Source organism: Ahniella affigens (assembly GCF_003015185.1).
Lineage (GTDB): Bacteria > Pseudomonadota > Gammaproteobacteria > Xanthomonadales > Ahniellaceae > Ahniella > Ahniella affigens.
In genome coordinates this window covers 300,956-321,510 of sequence record NZ_CP027860.1, presented here as the reverse complement: position 1 = coordinate 321,510, position 20,555 = coordinate 300,956, and the positions used below count along the sequence as shown (strand labels likewise).

Annotated in this window: 7 protein-coding genes; 3 read left to right on the top strand and 4 right to left on the bottom strand. The window is 60.7% G+C overall.

Annotated elements, in window-relative coordinates:
• Positions 1 to 165: 165 nt before the first annotated feature.
• The 3 genes from C7S18_RS01115 to C7S18_RS01105 all read right to left on the bottom strand — a co-directional run bounded on the left by C7S18_RS01115 (position 166) and on the right by C7S18_RS01105 (position 10,139).
• On the bottom strand, positions 166 to 4,755 hold the full coding sequence (locus tag C7S18_RS01115; RefSeq protein ID WP_106889810.1) for a beta strand repeat-containing protein: 4,590 nt from the start codon (positions 4,753 to 4,755) through the stop codon (positions 166 to 168).
• 249 nt (positions 4,756 to 5,004) lie between these two features.
• Entirely contained in the window at positions 5,005 to 8,295 is a 3,291-nt protein-coding gene (locus tag C7S18_RS01110) for a Calx-beta domain-containing protein (protein ID WP_170113042.1), read from the bottom strand.
• A 38-nt stretch (positions 8,296 to 8,333) separates the two neighbouring features.
• Positions 8,334 to 10,139, bottom strand: coding sequence for a diguanylate cyclase domain-containing protein (locus tag C7S18_RS01105; protein ID WP_170113041.1), 1,806 nt, complete (start codon positions 10,137 to 10,139; stop codon positions 8,334 to 8,336).
• A gap of 231 nt (positions 10,140 to 10,370) precedes the next feature.
• On the opposite strand from C7S18_RS01105, the gene C7S18_RS01100 reads away from it, so the two are divergent.
• Together C7S18_RS01100 and C7S18_RS01095 are read left to right on the top strand one after the other, a co-directional pair.
• Complete coding sequence (locus tag C7S18_RS01100) at positions 10,371 to 11,480, top strand: hypothetical protein (protein WP_106889807.1); 1,110 nt, start codon at positions 10,371 to 10,373, stop codon at positions 11,478 to 11,480.
• Positions 11,481 to 12,103: 623 nt separating this feature from the next.
• On the top strand, positions 12,104 to 13,102 hold the full coding sequence (locus C7S18_RS01095) for an ADP-ribosylglycohydrolase family protein (RefSeq protein WP_206207954.1): 999 nt from the start codon (positions 12,104 to 12,106) through the stop codon (positions 13,100 to 13,102).
• Between the two features lie 215 nt (positions 13,103 to 13,317).
• Here the strand turns inward: C7S18_RS01095 and C7S18_RS01090 are convergent, their stop codons facing one another.
• A complete protein-coding gene (locus tag C7S18_RS01090; RefSeq protein WP_170113040.1) occupies positions 13,318 to 13,800 on the bottom strand; it encodes an SRPBCC family protein in 483 nt (160 codons plus the stop codon).
• Positions 13,801 to 14,295: 495 nt separating this feature from the next.
• Between C7S18_RS01090 and C7S18_RS01085 the strand changes: the two genes are divergently transcribed.
• Positions 14,296 to 20,538, top strand: coding sequence for an RHS repeat domain-containing protein (locus tag C7S18_RS01085; RefSeq protein WP_106889804.1), 6,243 nt, complete (start codon positions 14,296 to 14,298; stop codon positions 20,536 to 20,538).
• Positions 20,539 to 20,555 lie beyond the last annotated feature (17 nt).

Genomic DNA, 20,555 nt, shown 5'->3' with positions numbered 1-20,555 from the left:
TATTCCCGTCGGGGCCGACCCCTGTGTCTGCCCTGCTGCGAGGCCAACAGATCGCCTGGCACCTCCGCGTGCCATCGCCACGCACGTCTCGCCGACATCGCCATCACTGCCAAATGAACACGGGCACCCGAAGGTGCCCGTATTCTGTTTCTGGATGACGGTGATTTACAGCCGCTGCCGACTGGCGAGCCCCGCCACACCGAGCACGAGAAGCATCAGCATCAGGCGTCCGAAGACATCCAGACTCGGCACCGGCGTGACCGGACCACCAGCGGTCTGCACGGTGGTGCTGACCGTGGTCGCGCTGTTGTTGCCCGGGTTGGGATCGGGCGTATTGGACGTCAGGCTCACCGTACCCGCGTAGATCGTGCCAATCGCAGCGCCTGCCGGGATTTGTGCGACCAGAGAGAACGCCGCCGACTGTCCTGCGGCCAGCGCCGTTGCCGAACACGTGACGGTGCCATTGCTGCCGACTGCTGGCGGCGTGCAGGTCCAACCCGCAGCGCTGCTCAAAGAGACGAAAGTCAGGCCCGCAGGTAGCGGGAAGCTGAAGCTCGGGCTATCGGCCGGGCTCGGACCAGCATTGCTGATGTTGATCGCATAGGTGACTGGCGCACCCGGCGAGACCGGGTCCGGACTGTCGGTAATCGTGAACGACAGATCTGCCGAGAAGTCGTCGTTGCTGATCGTGCCGGTTGCGGTGGTGTTTGCGCCGAGGTTGTAGCCGCTGCCCGCCTGCAAGCTCAGGATCACCGTTTCATCGGCTTCCAACGTGGTGTCGCCAATTGGCGTCACGGTGACGGTCTGTGTGGTTACGCCAATCGGGAACGTCACCGATTGCGGCGCGATCGTCGGATAGTCCGTGCCCGCGCTCGCGCTACCCGAGACGCCGAAGGTGACGGTGGTCGCGGCAATCGGTGCCTGCGACAGCGCGATATCGAAGCGCAGTGCGTTACCACTGTTCTCTGCGACCATCGCCGTGCTGGCCGTGATCGTGGCGTCCAGCGAATCGTCGTTGACGATGCTACCGGTCGCGACCGTGTTGGCACCCAGCGCGTAGCCGCTGCCCGATTGCAAGGTCAGCACGATGGTTTCATCGGCTTCGACACTCGTGTCGCCAGTCGGCGTGACATTGACCGTTTGTGTGCTCACGCCCACTGGAAACGTCACCGATTGCGGCGCGATCGCCGGGTAGTCCGTGCCCGACGTTGCGGTGCCGGTGACGGTGAAGCTGACGGTGGTCGCGGCAATCGGTGCTTGCGACAAGGTGACGTCAAAGCTCAGCGCATTGCCGCTGTTCTCGGTGACGCTGGCAGTAGTCGCCACGATGTTCGCGAGGCTGGCGTCATCGTTGACAATCGTGCCCGTCGCAACGGTGCTCCCACCGAGGGTGTAGCCCACACCAGCTTGCAAGTTCAGCACGATGGTCTCGTCGGCTTCCAGCGTCGTGTCGCTGCTCGGCGTGACCAGGACAGTTTGCGCCGTAGCACCAATGGGGAACGTGACCGAGAGCGGACTGATCGCTGGGTAATCGCTGCCCGCAGTCGCCGTACCCGACACACCGAAATCCACCGTGGTCGCAACCAGCGGCGCCTGCGACAACGTGATGCTGTAGACCAATGCCGTGCCACTGTCTTCGGGACTGCTGGCCGTGGTCGCACTGATGTTCGCGGTGATCGAGTCATCGTTCAGAATGGTGGCAGTCGCTGCCGTATTGGCTCCGAGGAAATAGCCGACGCCATTTTGCAGCGTCAGCACAATGGTTTCGTCCGGCTCGACCGTGGCGTCGCCCGTCGGGATCACGCTCACCGTCTGCGTCGTGGCACCAATCGGGAACGTCACCGAAAACGGCGCGATGCTCGGATAATCGGTGCCCGGAATGGCGGTACCACTCACGCTGAAGTCGACCGTGGTCGCCGTCACGGGGGCCTGACTCAGGGTGATGTCAAAGCTCAGTGCCGTGCCGCTGTTCTCGGCCGTCGAACTCGTGCTGGCAACAATGTTGGCAAGGGTCGAATCATCATTGGCGATCGTGCCGGTGGCGCTCGTGTTCGCACCGAGCGCATAGCCGCTACCGGACTGCAAGGTCAGCACGACGGTTTCATCGGCTTCCAACGTGGTATCGACCGTCGGCGTGACAGTCACCGTTTGCGACGTACTGCCAATCGGAAACGTCACCGACAACGGCGCGATGCTTGGATAATCCGAGCCAGCACTGGCCGTACCAGCGACGAGGAAGTTGACCGTGGTTGCCGCCACCGGCGCTTGCGTCAAGGTGATTTGGAAACTCAGTGCTGTGCCGCTGTCCTCGTTAACCAAGTTGCTGAGGGCGCCGATGTTTGCATTGGTCGTGTCGTCATTAACGATCGTGCCGGTTGCCGAGTCGTTGACGCCAAGGGTATAGCCACTGCTCAACACCAAACTCAACACCACGGTTTCGTCGGCTTCCAGCCCGGGATCGCTGGTTGGAGTGATACTCACGTTCTTCGTCGTCTCGCCGACCAAGAACGTCACAGAGGTCGGCGCCACAGTCGGGTAATCAATGCCCCCAAAAGCCGTGCCAGTGACGTTGAATTGGACGATCGTATTGCTAACCGGTGCCTGCGACAGGGCAATCTGATAGATCAAGGGCGAGCCGCTGTCTTCGGCAACGCTACTCGTCGCCGCAGCGATGCTCGCCTGCGGGAGATCATCATTGAGGATGGTGCCGGTCGCGTCTTCCGATCCAGGATTGGGCGTGTACCCTGCCCCCAGTTGCACCGTCACGATGACGGTCTCGTCCAACTCGACGTTGACATCCACGGTTGGGGCGACCGTGATGGTTTGCGGTGTGGTCGAGCCCGCAGCAAACGTCACGGAGGAGCCGCTCGCTGTGTAATCAATGCCATTGTCTGCAGTGCCGGTGAAGGCCAAACCAACGGTGATCGGCGTCACGGATGGCGCGGTATTCGTGATCGTGTAAGTCAAATTGGTGGCGCTGTCTTCAAGCGATTGGAACGGCGAGACCGAGATTGAAATCTGCGAGACGTCGTCATCGCTAATCGTGCCGGTCGCAACATCGTTGCCCGCAACCACGTTGTAACCCACCCCCGGCAGCAAGCTCAAGATGAGCGTCTCATTGCCTTCGTTGCTGAGCGCATCATCAATCAGACTGACCGGCAACGTGGCACTGGCTTGGCCGGCGAGTACGGTCACACTGGTGCCACCAATCGCGCTGTAGTCACTGCCTGATGTGGCAGTGCCAGACACGGCAAAGTTGACCGACGTGTTGAAGACCGGCGCTGGATTCAGGATCACGGTGTAGGTCAGTGGTCCGACGTTTTCGAACGTGCTCGCGGGCGCGACACTGATCGTCGCCTCAAAGTCGTCGTTGACGATCAAACCCAGGCCTTGCCCATCCGTCAGGATCGCGTTGGTGACATTGCTGACGTTAACGAAGAAACTCTCGTTGCCTTCGGCGACAAGATCGCCATTGACCAGCACCGTAAACGTGTAAGTGCTCGATCCGGCTGGAATCGTCTGGCCGGTCAGGGAATTGAGATTGTAGTCACCCGGTTGGGTGGCAGAGTCATTGGCAGTCCCGATATCAAACGTGACGCCACCCGCACCCGCCGGCGCGCTCAGGCTGACGGTGAAAATGAAGCTGGTGGTGCCGCTATTGCCCTCGCCCAAGCTGACGTCATTGATCGTCAGGTTCGGCGCGACGTCATCATTGACGATGGTGCCCTGCCCCTGGCCATCGAGCACGGTCGCACCGACCGCATTGGTAACGTTGACAAAGAAGGTATCGTTGGCCTCGGGTGTCGTATCACCATTGACCAGCACGGTAAAAGCGTAGGTACTCGACCCAGCTGGAATGGTTTGGCTGGTCAGCGACTTCTGCGTGTAGTCACCGGGCTGGTTGGCCGTATTGTCCGCCGTCGCAATGTCGAAGGTCACCCCACCCGGCCCCGCTGGTGTGCTCAGACTCACTGTAAACGTGAAGCTGGTGGTGCCGGCGTTGCCTTCGTTCAGACTGACATCATTGACCGTCAGATTTGGTGGCACCACGGCGGCAGTCGGTGTCAGCGAGAAATCATCGACCGCCAAACCATCATCGGCGCTTGAGGCATCGACGTCGGTCCAACGAATCCAGAAGGTCGCGCCATTGGCGATGCTGAGCGAGCTGATCGTGCTGCTGAGCGCGGTGCGATCGGCTGCGGCATTGCCGTTCTTGGCGCCGGTCGTGGCGGTATCCGGCGTGATGAAATTCAGTGCGGCCACGTTGGTCCAGGTGCCGGTCGTCAGATCGGTGGCATTGGTGCTGTATTCGAAGTTGATCTGATCGGTCCGTGCGGCGGTACCGAGACGCCACTCCTCGCCGTTGTAGGCGATGGCGAGATTGCCAATAGTTGCGCCGGTATTGTTCGTGTAGCACGCGCCGAAATTCGGAATCAGGGTGCCCGATCGCAAACCGCCCAGGGCTCGCTCGGTACTGCCGGCAGCACCATAGCTATAGGTATCGCCGGTCGTGGAACCACCGGTGTCGACCGCGTACTGCTCATTGTCACGCGCGCCGCCGCCCGTTTCGGTCATGAACCAGCCGGTGATGGTCAGATTGTTCGTCGTCGAGCCAGCCGTATTCGATAGCGTGTCGAAGTTCTGGGTGGCGGCCGAGCCCAACGTGGTCAGCGACACGCACTGCGCTGAAATCGTACATGCCGCGGTCGACAAAACCGCCAGCAGCGCCAAGGAACGCCAACTCAGTACGCGCATAGTTAACCCCTGTTTCAATTAATCTGGACAACTTGGAATGATAGCACTGCCCAACCGGCGCCTTGGCACGGCGCACTGGCAGCGCGACCTCATCGTCGAGCGCCAGATACCGGATTCGAGAAGCGGCCGAGCTAGGTGGAGGCAGACGCTGACCAGAGCCCGGCTCTGCGCAGCGCTCTTTTCACACGCCACGAAACGAACACGGGCACCCGAAGGTGCCCGTGTCAACGACTAAAGACTCAGCTTGGGTCAGCTGCGCGGCCGTCCAGCCACCCAAACCAAGCCCATCATCAACATCACCAGCAGCAGCCGACCGAATGCATCGAGGCTCGGCACCGGCGTGGCCGGCCCTGCCGTGACCTGCACCGTGGTGCTGACCGGCGTGGCAGCGTTGTTGCCGGGAACCGGGTCCAACGTGTCTGCGGTGAGTGTCACCGTTTCCGAGTAAATCGTGCCGCTGATGGCATCGGCCGGCACCAACGCATTGATCGTGAAGACCGCCGACTCCGCTGGATCGAGTGACAACGCCGTGCACGCGTACGTGCCATTGCTACCGATGGCTGGCGCCGTGCACGTCCAGTCTGCGGGGATCACGGACGACACGCTCGTGAGCCCTGCTGGCAGTGGGAACGCAAAGCTCGGGTCATCAGCAATGCTCGGACCGGCGTTGTTGATCGTGATGACGTACGCTATTTGTCCGCCTGGCAGCACAGGATCTGGGCTGTCGACGATGGACAACGACAGGTCGGCCTCAAAGTCGTCGTTGCCGATCGTGCCCGTGGCAACGGTGTTGCCGCCCAACGTATAGCCGCTGCCGGCTTGCAACGTCAGGACGATGGTCTCGCCCGGTTCAACCGTGGTGTCACCAGTTGGCGTGATGCTCACGGTCTGCGTGGTCACGCCAATTGGGAACGTGACCGATTGCGGCGCCACGGTTGGGTAGTCTGTGCCCGCTGTCGCGGTGCCCGACACGGCGAAATTCACCGTCGTGGCCACCAAGGGCGCTTGCCCCAGCGTGATGTCGAACGTCAGCGGATTGCCGCTGTTCTCCGCGGTTGAGCTGACCACGGCGGCAATATTGGCCGTCACCGAGTCATCGTTCAGAATCGTGCCGGTGGCGATTTCGTTGCCGATACTGAGCGCGTAACCGCCGCCTTGCAGCAGCGTCAGAATCACCGTTTCGTCAGCTTCCACAGTCGCGTCGACTGTCGGATCAACCGTGATCGTCTGATCCGCGCTCGACCCGGCCGGGAACGTGACCGTCAAGCCGCTCGCCGCATAATCGCTGCCGCTCGTAGCTGTTCCGGTCAGCGAGAAGTCCACCACCATCTGGCTGACGGATGCATTGCTCGTCGAGAACGTGTACGTCAGGTTGCCCGCACCGTCTTCATTGACCGAGGCCGGCGCCACGCTGACCGAGATGAATGCCGTGTCGTCGTCGACGATCGTCGCCGTCGCAACGTCATTGCCAGCCGCGACGGTATAGCCGCTGCCTGCGGCAAGGGTCAGCACGATGGTTTCGCCGCCTTCATTGGCAAGCGAGTCGTTCAATAGAAAGACCGGCACGAGCCGCGTGGTCTGGCCCGCCGGGAAAAACGCGGTGGTCGAAGCCAGATTCTGGAAGTCTACGCCGGTTGTAGCCGTACCAGAGACCGCGAAGCTCACGGTGGTGTCAACCGCAGGCGCTGGATTCAATGTGACCGTGTATTCGAACAGCATCTGGTCTTCTGTTTGGCTGGCCGGCACAACCGCGATCGATGCCTCTGGCACCGCGGCATCGTCATTGGTGATGGTGACCACTTGCGATGCGGTGATACCGAGCGGCGCGCGACCCTCGACCCCTGCTGGCGCGGGGCTGGAGATTCCGATCTCGAAGTCTTCGTTCGACTCGAAAGTCGTGTCCCCGACGATCGGCACAATGATGTCTGCCGTGGTGGCGCCAATCGCAAAGCTCAAGGTGCCCGAAGTGTTCGTATAGTCGGACGGGGCGGTGGCATCCGGGTTGGCACCGCCGCCATCGGCGGTGCTGTAGTTGACTTCCATCGCAACTGCCGCCGCGGCACTCAACGTCACCGTGGCCGAATAATTGTTAGTGCCGGAGTTGCCTTCGGCCACAGTCGCGGTTGCCGTCGCAAAATTCGCAGTCGGACGGTCTTCGGGGTCGGTGATCGTTGCCGTCGCGACATCGCCGCCCACCTGAGGCGTGTAGTCGGTGCCCGGCTGAATCGTCGCGATGACGGTCTCGCTGTTTTCGAAGATGCCGTCGTCCACCAGGGTGACGGTCAGCGACGCAGACGCCGAACTGGCCGGGATCACCACCGGAATCGGGCTGGTCGAGTAGTCGACACCGTTCGTCGCCGTTCCGGTCAGAACGACGTTTACACTGAGGCTCACCGGCACCAAGGCCTGCGGTGCCAAGCTGAAGAACAACGGCGCTCCACCATTTTCTTGAATGCTGGTCGGAACGGCCGTGACCGACACCGGCACGGTGTCATCGTTGTTGATGGTGCCAAGACCCTGCGCATCGGTCGCGTTGGCGCCGACGACGTTGGTCACGTTGACGAAGAAGGTCTCATTCGTTTCCAGACTCGTATCGCCAAAGACCAAAGTCGTGAACGCATACGTGCTCGACCCGGCCGGGATCGTCTGGCCGGTGAGGCTTGAGCCATTGAAGTCACTGCCGGTGGTCGCGGAACCGGCCGACGTGGCGATATCAAACGTGACGCCGCCCGGGCCAGCAGGCGCGCTCAGGCTCACCGTGAACAGGAAACTCGTGGTACCGGCGTTGCCTTCCGCCAGAGTCACGTCGTTGATCGTCAAGTTCGGCAGCGCAGGAGCCCCCTGCGGCGTCAGCGAGAAATCATCAACCGCCAGCCCATCGTCAGCACCACTGGCATTGACATCCGTCCACCGGATCCAGAACGTCGCGCCATTGACGATGCTGAGGCTGCTGATGGTCGAACTCCGGGCTGTCCGAGAACTCGCCGCGTTACCGTCCTTGGCGCCCGTGGTCGCCGTGTCGGGTGTGTTGAAGTCCAGCGTGTTCACGTCGGTCCAGGTACCCAAAGTCAGATCGTTCGCGTTCAGGCTGAACTGAAAATCAATCTGGTCGGCACGAGCGGCCGTGCCAAGTCGCCACTCTTCGCCGGTATAGGCGACGTCCAAGCTGGTGATGGTTTGGCCCGTGTTGTTCGTGAAACAGGCACCAAAAACCGGAATCAAGGTACCCGATTGCAGGCCGCCCAGAGCGCGATCGGTAGCTGCCGCTGCGCCGTAACTAAAGGTATCGCCCGTATTGGACGCACCGGTATCAACTGCATACTGCTCGTTGTCACGCGCGCCACCACCGGTTTCGGTCATGAACCAGCCGGTGATCGTGAGGTTGTTGGTCGTCGAACCCGCCGTGTTCGACAGCGTGTCGAAGTTCTGCGTGGATGCCGAACCCAAGGTGGTCAACGACACACACTGTGCCGACACCGAAAGTGCCGCAGTAGACAACACCGCCAGCAGAACTGAAGAACACCATCGCAAACTGCGCATGCCAGACCTCATTGCCTATCAATCAGAGTGATGCGCGATCATAGCACCCCCGTCTGCCCGGTCCGGCGCGTCTTTTCCCGGTACATCAGCGCATCGGTTTCGGCCAGAGCGTCCTCCAGTCGAGCGAAGTCCGGGGTCGGCCAAACGCGGACACCGAAACTACCGCGCGGCGCCGAGATATCGCTGCTGGCGCTGCGTTCGCGCCAGCCCTGCTGCAACGTCGCGACCCTGTCGGTTGCGGCGATCGCTGCTGTGCCAATCAAGGCCACAGCAAACTCGTCGCCACCCATTCGAGCCGCCGCCAAGGCATCCGGAAACGCCGCGCCAAGTGCCTGGCCGGCACGAGCAATCAGCGCGTCGCCGGCATGGTGGCCGTGGACATCGTTGACCCGCTTCAGCCCGTCCAGGTCGAGGTAGATCAGCGCAAACGACTGCGTGGCGTGTTCGGATTCGGCCAAAGCCGCCTCAACCCGCTCGAAGAAGCCGCGCCGATTCAGGAGTCCGGTCAGCGCATCGGTCTCTGCCAAACGTCGGACTTCACGCTCCGCCGCCTTGCGCCGACTGATATCGATCACCGTGGAGCGCGTCATCAGAAATTGTCCGTGTTCGTTGCGAACCGCGGTCGCGCGAATCAGCACCTCGCGCGGCCGGCCTTTCACATCGATCAGCGTCAACTCCAGTTCTTCATCAGCACCCGACTCGTGCCAGCGCGACCAGTATTCGCGGGCCCGCTGTCGACTCGACTCGCTCAACAGGTCCAGATAATTGCGTTTGCCCACGACGTCGTCGCGACGCATCTGCAACCACTCGAGTTCGGTGTCATTCATGCGCACAACCAAGCCTGTGGCATCGAGCGAGTGATATCCACAAGGGGCGCGCTGGTACAGGTCCTCCAGTTGCGCCGCATGCTGACTGAGCATGCGCTTCGCGTGCATCTGCGCGGTGACATCCCGGCTGACCGACACCGCCGCGAGAATATCGCCATGATCATTGCGCACCGGATTGGCATTGACACTGAGCCAGCGGCCCTCGGGGAATTCATCGGACTGACACAACACTTCCAACTGGCGGACGACGTCGCCGCGCTCGGCGCGGGCATGCGGCCAAGCGTCACGGGGGAGCACACCGCCATCAGCGTCCCGCAGACATATTCGGTCGGGCCAGAGTCTCGGCGCCAAATCGCGACCGAGGCTCCCCATATTGCGCCGCGCTGCGGCATTGACCAGCCAGGACTCACCGGAATTGCTGGTGGCGATGACTGCTTCGTCCATGCTCTCGAGCAGCACTTCCAACAAATGATTACGGGCTGACAACTGCTGGGCCAGCTGATCACTAATGGCTTTGAGTTCGCGGCGACGGACTTCGGCGGTTGTCAGATTGGCGAGGTTTCGCAACAGTTCGCGCTCGGACTGAGACCAAGGCCGCGGCTGCGGACTGAGTGCACAGATGACGCCCAAGGCCGTGCCATCTTCGCGGTGCACCGGCACACCCGCGTAGGACCCAATTCCGGATTCGGTCACGGCGAGATGGGTCGACCAGATGGGATCCGCTCGGGTGTCTTCGATAAACAACGCGGCGTTGTCCTGCACTGCCGTCTTGCAGATGCTGTACTCGAGTGCGGAACGAGCGGCGAGCCAGCCCGACTCGTTGCCCGCTGTCGACACCAATTGCTGCGCCGCCGGCGTGATGACCGAAAGCGCCGATACGGGCGCGCCGAGCAGCTGTCGCGTCAGCAGCGTCAGTGCATCAAACACCGGGTCGCCATCTGCCGCGAACAGCTCGGTCGCGGCTAACGATGACAATCGCCCAGGGTCTTGCAGCACCGCTGATATCGCGTTGATCATGAAATGAGTTCCCTGCTCCCAGGGCGCCGTTCTACACAAAGCCAGCAACGCCGACAAGTCACCCCACACGAATGCGGGAGGACTGCCTGGGTCTTTGCGTTGATTCATCGAACGCGGCCGTCGCACGTCATCAAATGTGAAGCCAGCTCGTGAACGAACCGTGATTCAAACTAGACTTCAATGCGTTGCCCGGCCCCCTTTCTCCGCTTTCTTGCTCTTAGGACCATTCACATGCGTGAAGACGCTTCAGACTGGCTACGTCGACTGCTTTGGCTTGGCGCGCTGAGCCTCACCGCTTGCAGTCAGCACATTCCCCGCATCGCTTGGCAAGACAGTGGCTTGATCGACTGCGTGCCTGCAGGCAGCCTGGGCAAGAAGGGCAAACTGCAAACATGCGAAACCTCAGCCATTGCCATTCGCGACGACAAAGTATGGCTGGCAAACGACAAGGATTCCTTGCCACCGACCTCTGCATTTTTCACGCTTGCGCGCTCGGCTTTGCAAGGTCATGTCGAATATGGGCAGCTGCAATTTCTGAATGCAGGTCCAGTTGCCAAAGCACGGAAGATTGAAGAGCTCAGCCATAGCCGCACGCTGGACCTGACGCTTGCCGTGACGGCATTCGATCGCACACCCGAAACGGAGGAAAAGGACGCCAAAGCCTACAATCAGTTGATGATCTGGCGCGGCGCCGACCCGAGCACCGCTGTGCGCTTGCCGGATCCCCTTGCAAAGAACTCGATGGCACTGCGTCCGTTGCTACAGACTGCCCTGGCGGATGCAACGACGCCGACCGGTCCGGCGTATTTCAAAATCGAAGGCATGAGCCAAGATGACCAGGGCACGTTGTGGCTCGGCATCCGCGAAACCGGGCCGGATTACGAACACCCGCAGTATCGGCTTTGGCTCCTTGAAACCACGCGTCGCCAAACCAAATCTGGCGAATTCAAACTCGGATCCGATTTCAAACGCATCAAACTGATCGAACACGGAAGCGACCTCAATGGCTGGGGATTGTCCGGGCTGCTCTACGACTCAAAGCGAAAAGGCCTGTGGATCAGTGCCAGCCGTGAAGTCGGCGAAGGCCAGCCGCTGCAGTCCCGATTGTTCTTCTTGCCGAATCGCCAACGCGAACGCGGCCACTTGCGCAGTGTCCAAGCGCTGAGCACCGATACCCCATGGATTGCGCCACACAAGATCGAAGGCTTGGCGTTTGCCGATGCTGACACACTCATTGCGATCTGCGATGAAGACCGCACGCAAAGTCCTGTGCACGTAAATGGCAAGGACTTGATCCGGCAGCCGCACCAAGGTGTGTTCCTCCGTATCGCACTGCATTGAACAATGGCTCAGTGACGCAGTTCTTGAAGCCTCCCATCAAACACGCCGTAACCCATTGGTTTTGCGGACCAATAAATTGCGACTGGTGGCGAATCTGACCGCAAGCCCACTACCCGGCCCCGGGCGCTCGCGGAAGAGCGAGCCGACCCCCGCTCCCACGCGAGTGGGAGCGGGCTGGGAAGCGGGATACTTGCCACACTGCACCGTCGTAAAAATCGCGCATCGTCGCTGACAGATTGATGTGCGAATAAGCGCACCGTCGGTGCGACTGACACTCACACCATCGTCGCCAGGATCCCAAGGTGTCTCGGAACCAGGCCAGGACCGCCCAACGTGAGATTCGCACACGCAGCGGATCGACACTTATCGGATTCACGCCTATGCTCTGAGCGCCGTGCCCGACAGTTGCTCGTGACGGCCTGCGTTCCCGATCGGGCTCAAGCCGTTCAAACCAGACGTTCTCGATCGGCGTCAATGCTTCACCTGTTCGAACACATCCTTACCCACCGGCGCACGCTACCGCGTGGCCAATAGCGAAACTTCAGCACACGGCAGCAAGCCAATCCGAGACGATTCGAATGTCGCAATTCTCGCCGCCTCCTCCAATTCCTGAGGCGCTCTGCGTGCCAAGCACCAGCGCGTTGACTGCCGAATCCGCCTACGAATCGCGCGCGCTTGGCGGCATGCTTGGGTTACTGATCGGCGACGCGCTAGGCGTGCCATACGAGTTCCATGAGCCGGAAACCATTCCACCGCTCGATGCGCTGAGCTTTGAGCCACCCCCTGGATTCCGACGTGCACATGCTGGCGTGCCGCCCGGCACTTGGTCCGATGACGGGGCGCAGGCGCTGTGTCTGTTGGCATCGTTGCTCGACTGCGGCCAATTGGATCTCGATGACTTTGGCCAACGATTAGTGCGCTGGTACGACGAAGGCTACTTTGCGGTCGATGGCAAGGTGTTTGATGTTGGAATCACTACCAGTGCCGCCATTCGTCGGCTGAAGACGGGTGTTCCGGCAGACGAGGCAGGATCGACCCACCCGCAAAGCAATGGCAACGGCGCATTGATGCGAGTGTTACCGCTGGCTGTTTGGCACACTGGCACGGACGCCGAATTGATTCACGATTCACGCCAGCAATCCCTGGTGACCCACGGGCACCTTCGCTCGCAATTGTGCTGCGCGCTCTATTGCCTGTGGGCGCGGCGGATTCTTGAAGATCACGCGTTCCCTTATGACGCTGCCGTTCGAACCTTGCGGGAGCATCTCGACGACGATCCAGCAGCGCGCTTTGAATTGGACACCGAGATCATGCCCGACGATCCCGCGATTGGCGAAGGCAGCGGCTATGTGGTGGATGCCCTGCACTCCGCACGCTTTGCGGCCGAGGCCCCCGATTTCGCCGAAACCATTCGCCGCGCGATCCGACTCGGCCACGACACCGACACCACAGCGTGCATTGCGGGCGGTATCGTTGGGTTGCGTCTTGGTCTGGCAGGCATTCCGAAGGATTGGCAGCAGCACCTTCGCGGCCAGGATCTCCTAATCCCGATTCTCGAACAATTCCTGCAGCACAATCGGCACAGCAGGATCGGTAGAGTTCCCGACTCGAGTCGTTCCTGATAGCTCGGCAAATCTGCTCGCCTTTTGTAAGCGCTGCGTTGGCACCGTCGCAGCGCTTGTCTCGCATCAAACAGTCGATGACGGTGCGCGATTTTTACGACGACGCACGGTCGCAAGTTCCTCCGCCGCCTCCAGGTCAGAAAACGGTGGTTGGTGCAGCACGGTAGCACCACGACTGTGCCAATCCGCGGTCACTTCAGTTCTCAGCTTCATGCTCAATGATCCTGACTGGCCGACGTCACGACTGAACTGGGTTGCGCCATCTCGAAATGCCGCTGCAACTTTTGGAGCGCTCGCTGTGTGTCGCGGCGCAGTTTCAGCCAGCCGACTGTCAGGTTCAGCAGCTTCAGAGACCAGGGCTTCAAGGTGTAGCGGAGCGTTCGCGTGAATAGTGTCTTGGCTCCGGCAGGTGCAAACTGATAGTGCACCCGCACGTGGCTGCCATCCGCCATGGTGGCCTCGGCGAGCCATTCCTTCGCGATGTCGGACTTCAGCACGTGCCAGTGTAGTTCCTTCCGAATACCAAGGCTCTTGATCTGCTCGCGAAACGCATCGCCCATGCGCAGTGATTCGGCGGCATGTGGCTCCGCTCCGAGTGAACTGTGATGCCATTCGTGCCAAAGCGCGGGCCGCGTCAGGTAGTCATATGCGACGGATGGCGTCGCTCGGAGTATGACTTGGGTCGTGTGTCCGCTCATGAGCATCCCAGTAGATCAAAACGCCGTCGCCACAGTCCGTGCATCGTTCATGGCGACCCTTTGGTTGGAGTCTATCGGACTCCAGTGCCGTGATGACATCCCGCCCCAGTGCGGACGTGCGCACACTCCAGCAGCGGTCCCGCGCATAGGCGGCACCATGACATCCGGAAAACATCCGGTCGGTGCATAAATGGGTGGCTCAGCATCCTCAGAGCCGCTGCGACGCACACGCCGACATTAGCGCCCTGTTCGCCCGGAGCCTTCGTGCGCCGACGCTGACGCTGATCGAACCGATGGCCGCCCCTAGCAATCCCCGCGGACGTCGGAGCTTCAGACACGATCAGCCGGACAAAATTCGGAGGTTTTCCTCAGCACATCAACGCCGAAACAAGAGAACAAACTCAGCTTTCTCTCAGGACCAAACCGACCATCGCGACCACGCTTGTTGGCGGCGCGCCCTGCGCTTGCGAACCCTGCCCTGACGAGGAAACGGCGATGTCTGAACCTGAAGTTCGAAACCATTTAGTCGCGCCGGGCCGACCCGACGCACCATCCTGGATCATCCGATTCGCGCTGCTCTTTTTGGGTTGCTGCCAAGCCGACATCCTGCTCGCGCAAGCGCCTGCTGGTACAGCCGTCTCTACCGATATGCCCATGCAGGCAAAGGGTGTCGACGGTGCGAGCGTATTCGCCGTAAGCGATCTTGATACGGTCAACACGTACAACGGCATGCTGAATCTTTCACTGCCCATTGGCCCTTCCTATCCCATGCCCGGTGGCACCGCCTATCAGATTGTCGCGCACTACACCGGCGATCCCTGGGATCAGGTTGAGGCGCGCTGCATCCGTCAGGATCACAACCAGACCGGTAGTGATAGCGACCAGATCAGTGCCTATGTGCCCGACCGCTCTTCGAACATGGGGCTTGGTTGGGAGATCGGCTTTGGGCGGCTCCTTCCGGCCCAGACCGTCGAGAATCGCGGCAGTTTTCTGATCTATGAAGCAGCTGACGGATCTCGCCAGGAATTCAAACAGGGCACGACCGACTTGCCAAACACCAGCTTTCAGTCCGGGCAAGGCGCCGAGCAAACTTGGTTCAGCGTCGATGGCAGTGGCAATCGGCTGCGCTTTGGACCAGAACCAACCAGCGCCATCCTGACGTTTGCGAACGGTGGTCGGGTCGAGTTCCGGAACATTCAGACGTTCATCCGACTGGATGGCACCACAAACAACGAGTCGGATTGGCGCGCCACTCGGGTCTATCTGGGGCATCAGGCCAATGGCAACTTCTTTGACATCGATTACAACACCACCGCCGATCAATGGATCATCACGGACTCAGCCAGCTCGCGGCGCCATGTGATTTCGTTTGCGAGCCGAAACTACTGGCGTGGTGTGCCGGTGACGGGACAGGAGTCGCCAGCGCTGACCCGCAAGTTCAAGAAGATCACTGCGATCAGCCTCGCTGGCATGGGCGGGCAGAACGTGACCGTGACGCCGCTGTATTTTGATGAAGGCCCCATCACCACGGGCAATCTTGCAATTTCCCGCTACACCCACCAGTTCGGCGCAGAATACGGTTGCGTGACAGCGCGCAACCGAACCCAAAGCAATCAACCCTGGCTCGACACGATCTTCGCTTATGACGAGGGCATCAATGCAGATGCAGAGCCGCACTGGGTCTATCGCGAGCCGTTCCTCCGCGGACTGACGTTGCCGGATGAGAGCTTCTATGCATTCGAGTACTTTCGATCCGATGGGATTTTTCCAAGCTTCGGGCCGCGCCCCAATACGGGCAATTGGCCCGGATTGTCGTTCGGCACCAATGAGGGCTGCGACACGGTACCGACGCACCCGCTCTGCGACTATGAAGGCACCGATGCAGGCGCCAAGTCGGGCGGCCTATGGCGCCTGCGGTATCCAACTGGGAAGTGGGTTGAATACAGCTACAGCAAGCCAACGAGACGGGGTGGTTTCGCCGCAGAACCATTCACGGTAACCACTGAGCCGCTCCGGCATTCACCGCATGAATACAGCCATGCGGGCGTCCTTCAGAAGCAGTACTTCAAACTCGAGCAGGATGGCATCAGCGCGGCCAACATTCGAATTGACGGCAACACCAGCGGCAGTACCTATCCAGAAGTGTTTCCTCGCCTCGCCGCTTCGGCAGGTAGCTCAAATGCGCTAGGCACGTGGCGCCTGCAACCGGAATCCCAAGGCATCCCCGCTGCTTTGCCGGACCGTAAGCACAGACTCGGGACCGCTGCCGTGGAGCCCCCCTGCTATGTCGCCCGAACCATCACCGGACTTGATGGCACCAAGACGCGATACTTTTACAACAACATCAGCAGCGACGACGAATACGTTCCCACCAGACTTGCTTCATTGCGTGGCATGCCCTTTACCGCATGTGATCCGTTGACTGAAAACCGAGATGGCATTGCCAACTACTTTGGTCCGCGCCTGCCGAATTGGACTGAACCCGTCGTGCAACCTACCTACCTCAGTGCCGCTGGCAACAGCGAACTGTTGTATCCAACAAGCGGCCAAGGCCCATTCCTGAGCACGATCACTTATGCCGACAATGGTCGACCGCTGCGCTCGACTTGGGTTCAATATGGCGAAGTGTTCAGTCACTGGAATGATGATGCGCCCCGCCATGTCGTCAAGATTCGCGAAGAAACGCGCTACCACGACCCGCTTGATCCGAATGCCGTGGTGGTGGCGTATCAGCGCACGCGGTATGAGGGCTACAACGGTTTTGGCGGGTTCACCAAAGTCACGACCGAAGCCGCTCGACACACGGCACAGGGCTGGAAGCCATGGGGCGCCAAGCAGGTTCAACACGAGGCATTCAACTTTGCCGATGGCTATGAGGTTCGCTTTGACCTCCGGCTCGGCACCGAAACTGGCTGCATCAACGACCAGAGTAACTATTCTGATTGGGGCTGCGGAAAAGCGGATCGCGCGCTGACCCTGAACCCCAACCCGAGCTCCGATTGGTTCATTGGACAAACGCGCCAGTCGCGAATCGAACACTGGCCAGCTCACCAGAACACCCTGCAGTCAGTGAGCACGAACGAATTCTGCTACGACCAACGAGGATTCGCGACCAGTACGCGCATCTATGCGAACAACAGCCCGAATCCGGCGCGAAGCGGCAATGACATCGTGAAGCTCGCACGTCGTGACTACCGTGGCAATCCGATCGAACAAATTACCGCCGGTGGCGACTTGGCGAGCCAAGCGATCTCGACGAGTTTATCTTGCGCGTCCTGGCCATCACGTAGCGCTTTCGTGGCGCGAACGCGCACGGTGTACAGTCCAATTGGCATGCCGGTGCGCACCGACACGTTGTCAACCGACGGGTCGATGCGACTCCGAGGCGTGGAATCCAATCTGGATGCAGCGACCGGAAGCGTCTTGACGTCGTTAGACGAAAACGGCCTCAGCGCTCGGTATGAATATGACCAGATGGGACGCGTACTGCGCAGCCATGTGCAAAACAGTAGCGGCGTCGTGAAGCGCGTAAGCAGCTATGTCTACTCCTATCCCAGATTGAACCGCTTGCAAGACAAACTGTGGTTTGCCTCGCTGACGTGCAGAAGCCTTGCCGACTGTCCCAGACAGCCAACGGATGGCAGCGACCCAGAGGCGTTCCTCGCTGGAATTACAGAGTGGGCTGAGGTGAATCGACTGGAGTTCGATGTTTCAGGCAAACCCGAGCGTTCCCGCCGCCGGCATGGCAGCGGGGAGGCGCAGTCGATCACACGCTATGACGCTAGACAGCGACCGATTGCGCAGAGCGTGCCGTTTGACATTCGCACGGATGCCAATGATCCAAGCGTCGGCTGGACACAGACGGACTACGATTTGCTGGGCCGGGCCTACTTGATCACCAACCCGGATGGCTCGAAGCATCGACAGCTCTTCGACCGCGGCGGCGATTGGCAAATCACGAACCAGGTGCTCGCTGCGTCAGGCACCATAGAAGCGTTGTCGATCAACGTGCTCGATCCACTTGGGCAGATCACCGAAAGCCGCGAATCCAAGACTGGGGCCGCCAACACCTGTGCGACCGCCAATGACCCGAATTGCCTGACGAGCAGCTACGACTATGACGCTGCCGGTCATCTGATCGCCGTTTGTGTCAAGGACGCTGATGGCGATGGGCGGGCGAGCACCTGCACGGGTCAACAACGACGCTTCGTCTATGACGGTCGTGGCTTTCAGCTGACCGCGGTGTACCCGGAACTGACCACCCAGGCGTACTTGCAGTTCGACAGCGCCGGGCACATGTTGTCGTTGGGCTATCCCGATGACCCGGATCTCGACCTGATCAACGTCTATGATTCCTTCGGCCGTCTGACCCAGTCCATTGGCCATGCGGGCGGCAACCCGAAGCCGCTGACGGAACTGTTTTACGCGCGCCGCAAGGAAGGTAACAATCTCACCGCGAACCGCGTCGCCGAAGTGCGCCAGCACAATTTTGTCGGACTAACGCCTACCGACTACCCGACCCATCGCGTGACGGTGTCTGAGCGCTACCGCTATGGCGACAGCCTCGGGCAGTTGAGCGAGTATCGCGTTAGAGCAAGCACTGGCGAGCCGAATACACTCCGCGCGCTGGGCGTTGAATTCGTCAGCACGATGAGTTTCGACCAACTCGGCCGACAGACACAGATCGGTTATCCGACTTGCCTCGGTGCCGCCTGCGCGGTGGCACCAACGCGCCAGGTCAGCCAGCACTATGTGCGGAACCAATTGAACTCGGTGGGCGATGGTGGCAACCCTGGGGCTTGGATTCAGAATATCGGCTATTTGCCGAATGGCACCGTTGCCTTTGCCCAACGCAGCAATGGCACAACCGACTGGCAGGACCTCGATGCGTTCGGCTGGCGTCTTGCCAGAGTGCGCACCACGGCGGGCAGTCAGGCGAATAGCCCGGTTCTGTTCGGACAATCCGATCTGCGCTATGACGCCCGCGGCAATCTGGTATCGCATTTGGCACTGGGCGCGGGCAACGCGCAGACACTGGCCTTTGCATACGATGGTCTGAACCGCCTGATCGCGGGCGAGACCATGGACCACTTGGGCCAGAAGCATCGGCAGGAGGTTGCCTATGACGACTTCGGCAATATCACCACACTCACCAATATCGCTGCCAACGCGAGTCCAGTACCGGTACTGAGCCAAAGCAACGTTGACAGCGCCAGCAACCGCCTGAAGGCGGCCGCTGGGAGCCCGTTGCCACAAGTGGGCTACGACGCACGCGGCAATACCACCGAACTCGCGATCATGACCGGCCAGAGTGTGGCCCAGTTGCAGTTTGAGTACGACCCGCAAGGTCGCATGCGCGCTTCCCGCGAACTGGGTGGTACCGCATCGAACTCTGCAAACAGTTACCTCTACAACGCCAGCGGCGAGCGTTTGGCTGCGTTCGATCTTGGCGACTTCAGTGCCCGCTGGACCCCACGCAACCCAAACAACCGCGTGCTTCGTGAGTTCGTGGAAACCACCAGCAACACAAGCGCAAGCATTCGCTTCAACAAGGACTTCATCGATCTTTCCGGCAGCACCATCGCTGAGGCCGATGCAAACGGCAACGTCGTGCACCTGCACCAGGATCATCTGGGCAGCACACGACTGACGACCACGGCGCAGGGCAGCGCGCAGGACTTCTTCACCTACTGGCCATTTGGCGGCTACACGCCCGGTGGCGATGGTGGCGGCAAGCCTGCCGGCATTCGCTATACCGGACACGAACGGGACAAGCTTGGCGGCAGTACCGATCTGGACTACATGCATGCGCGCTACGGCCTCATGAGTCTGGGTCGATTCACCCAAGTGGATCCGGTTTTGGGCGCGCCCGGGGCGGCCACGTCGTGGAATCGCTATGCCTACGCCTATAACTCACCGATGGTCAATTCAGATCCGGATGGCCGCGAAGCGGGACAGAGCGAGTCGCGCAAGCTGGTGAGTCCGCAAGGTGCTACTGACAACGACTATCAGAAGCTCTACAACCGCCTTCGTGCTCAAGATGGATTGAGCCATGACGAAGCGATGGCGAAACTTCGACTCGCACAAAGACAGGAGCGAGCACACGCCGCACATCTGGCGCGCTTGGCCGCGGAAAATGACGGCCTCACTCGTGTCCCGCGGCAATCCACCCCGAAAACGGTTGGCGATCCGTTTGGATGGGGCAAGGGCGATCGGGGTCACCATGCGTTCGCAACCGTGGCTGAGGGCGATCCGAAAGTGGCATCGTTTCAGCCGCCGGAGATCAACCAGGGCAGCGGCCGTGGCTGGGGCAACGCAATCTCGGGCGTTGCGGTCGGCGAGAAGTTCGATGTGGACTTGAGTGGGCAAGTGAAGGTCGGCCGCGCCCTGCCCGGCGCCACCCCAACGAGCGCGCTGATCGAACAGGCGCCACTTGCAGCCATCGATGGCAAGACCGGCAACTTGCTTGGTGCCGCTGGCCGCATCTCGGGCCTGGCTGGAACCGCCATGAGTGCCTATGAGTTTGCCAATGCGAACACCCCTGGCGAGCGCGCCCAAATCGCCATGTCAGAAGCCGCAGGCCATATCCCGGTGGTCGGCAATGCCGCAGCACTCGGTGTTGAGGTGGGCGGCGCGATCAACTCGATTCCGGTGGCGGGCACCACGGTTGGTGGTGCGCTCTCTGACCACTGGTCGGACTCGAAGATCGTGCGCTGGATGTCCAAATGGACGCCCTAGCCGCACAGGCCACCTGC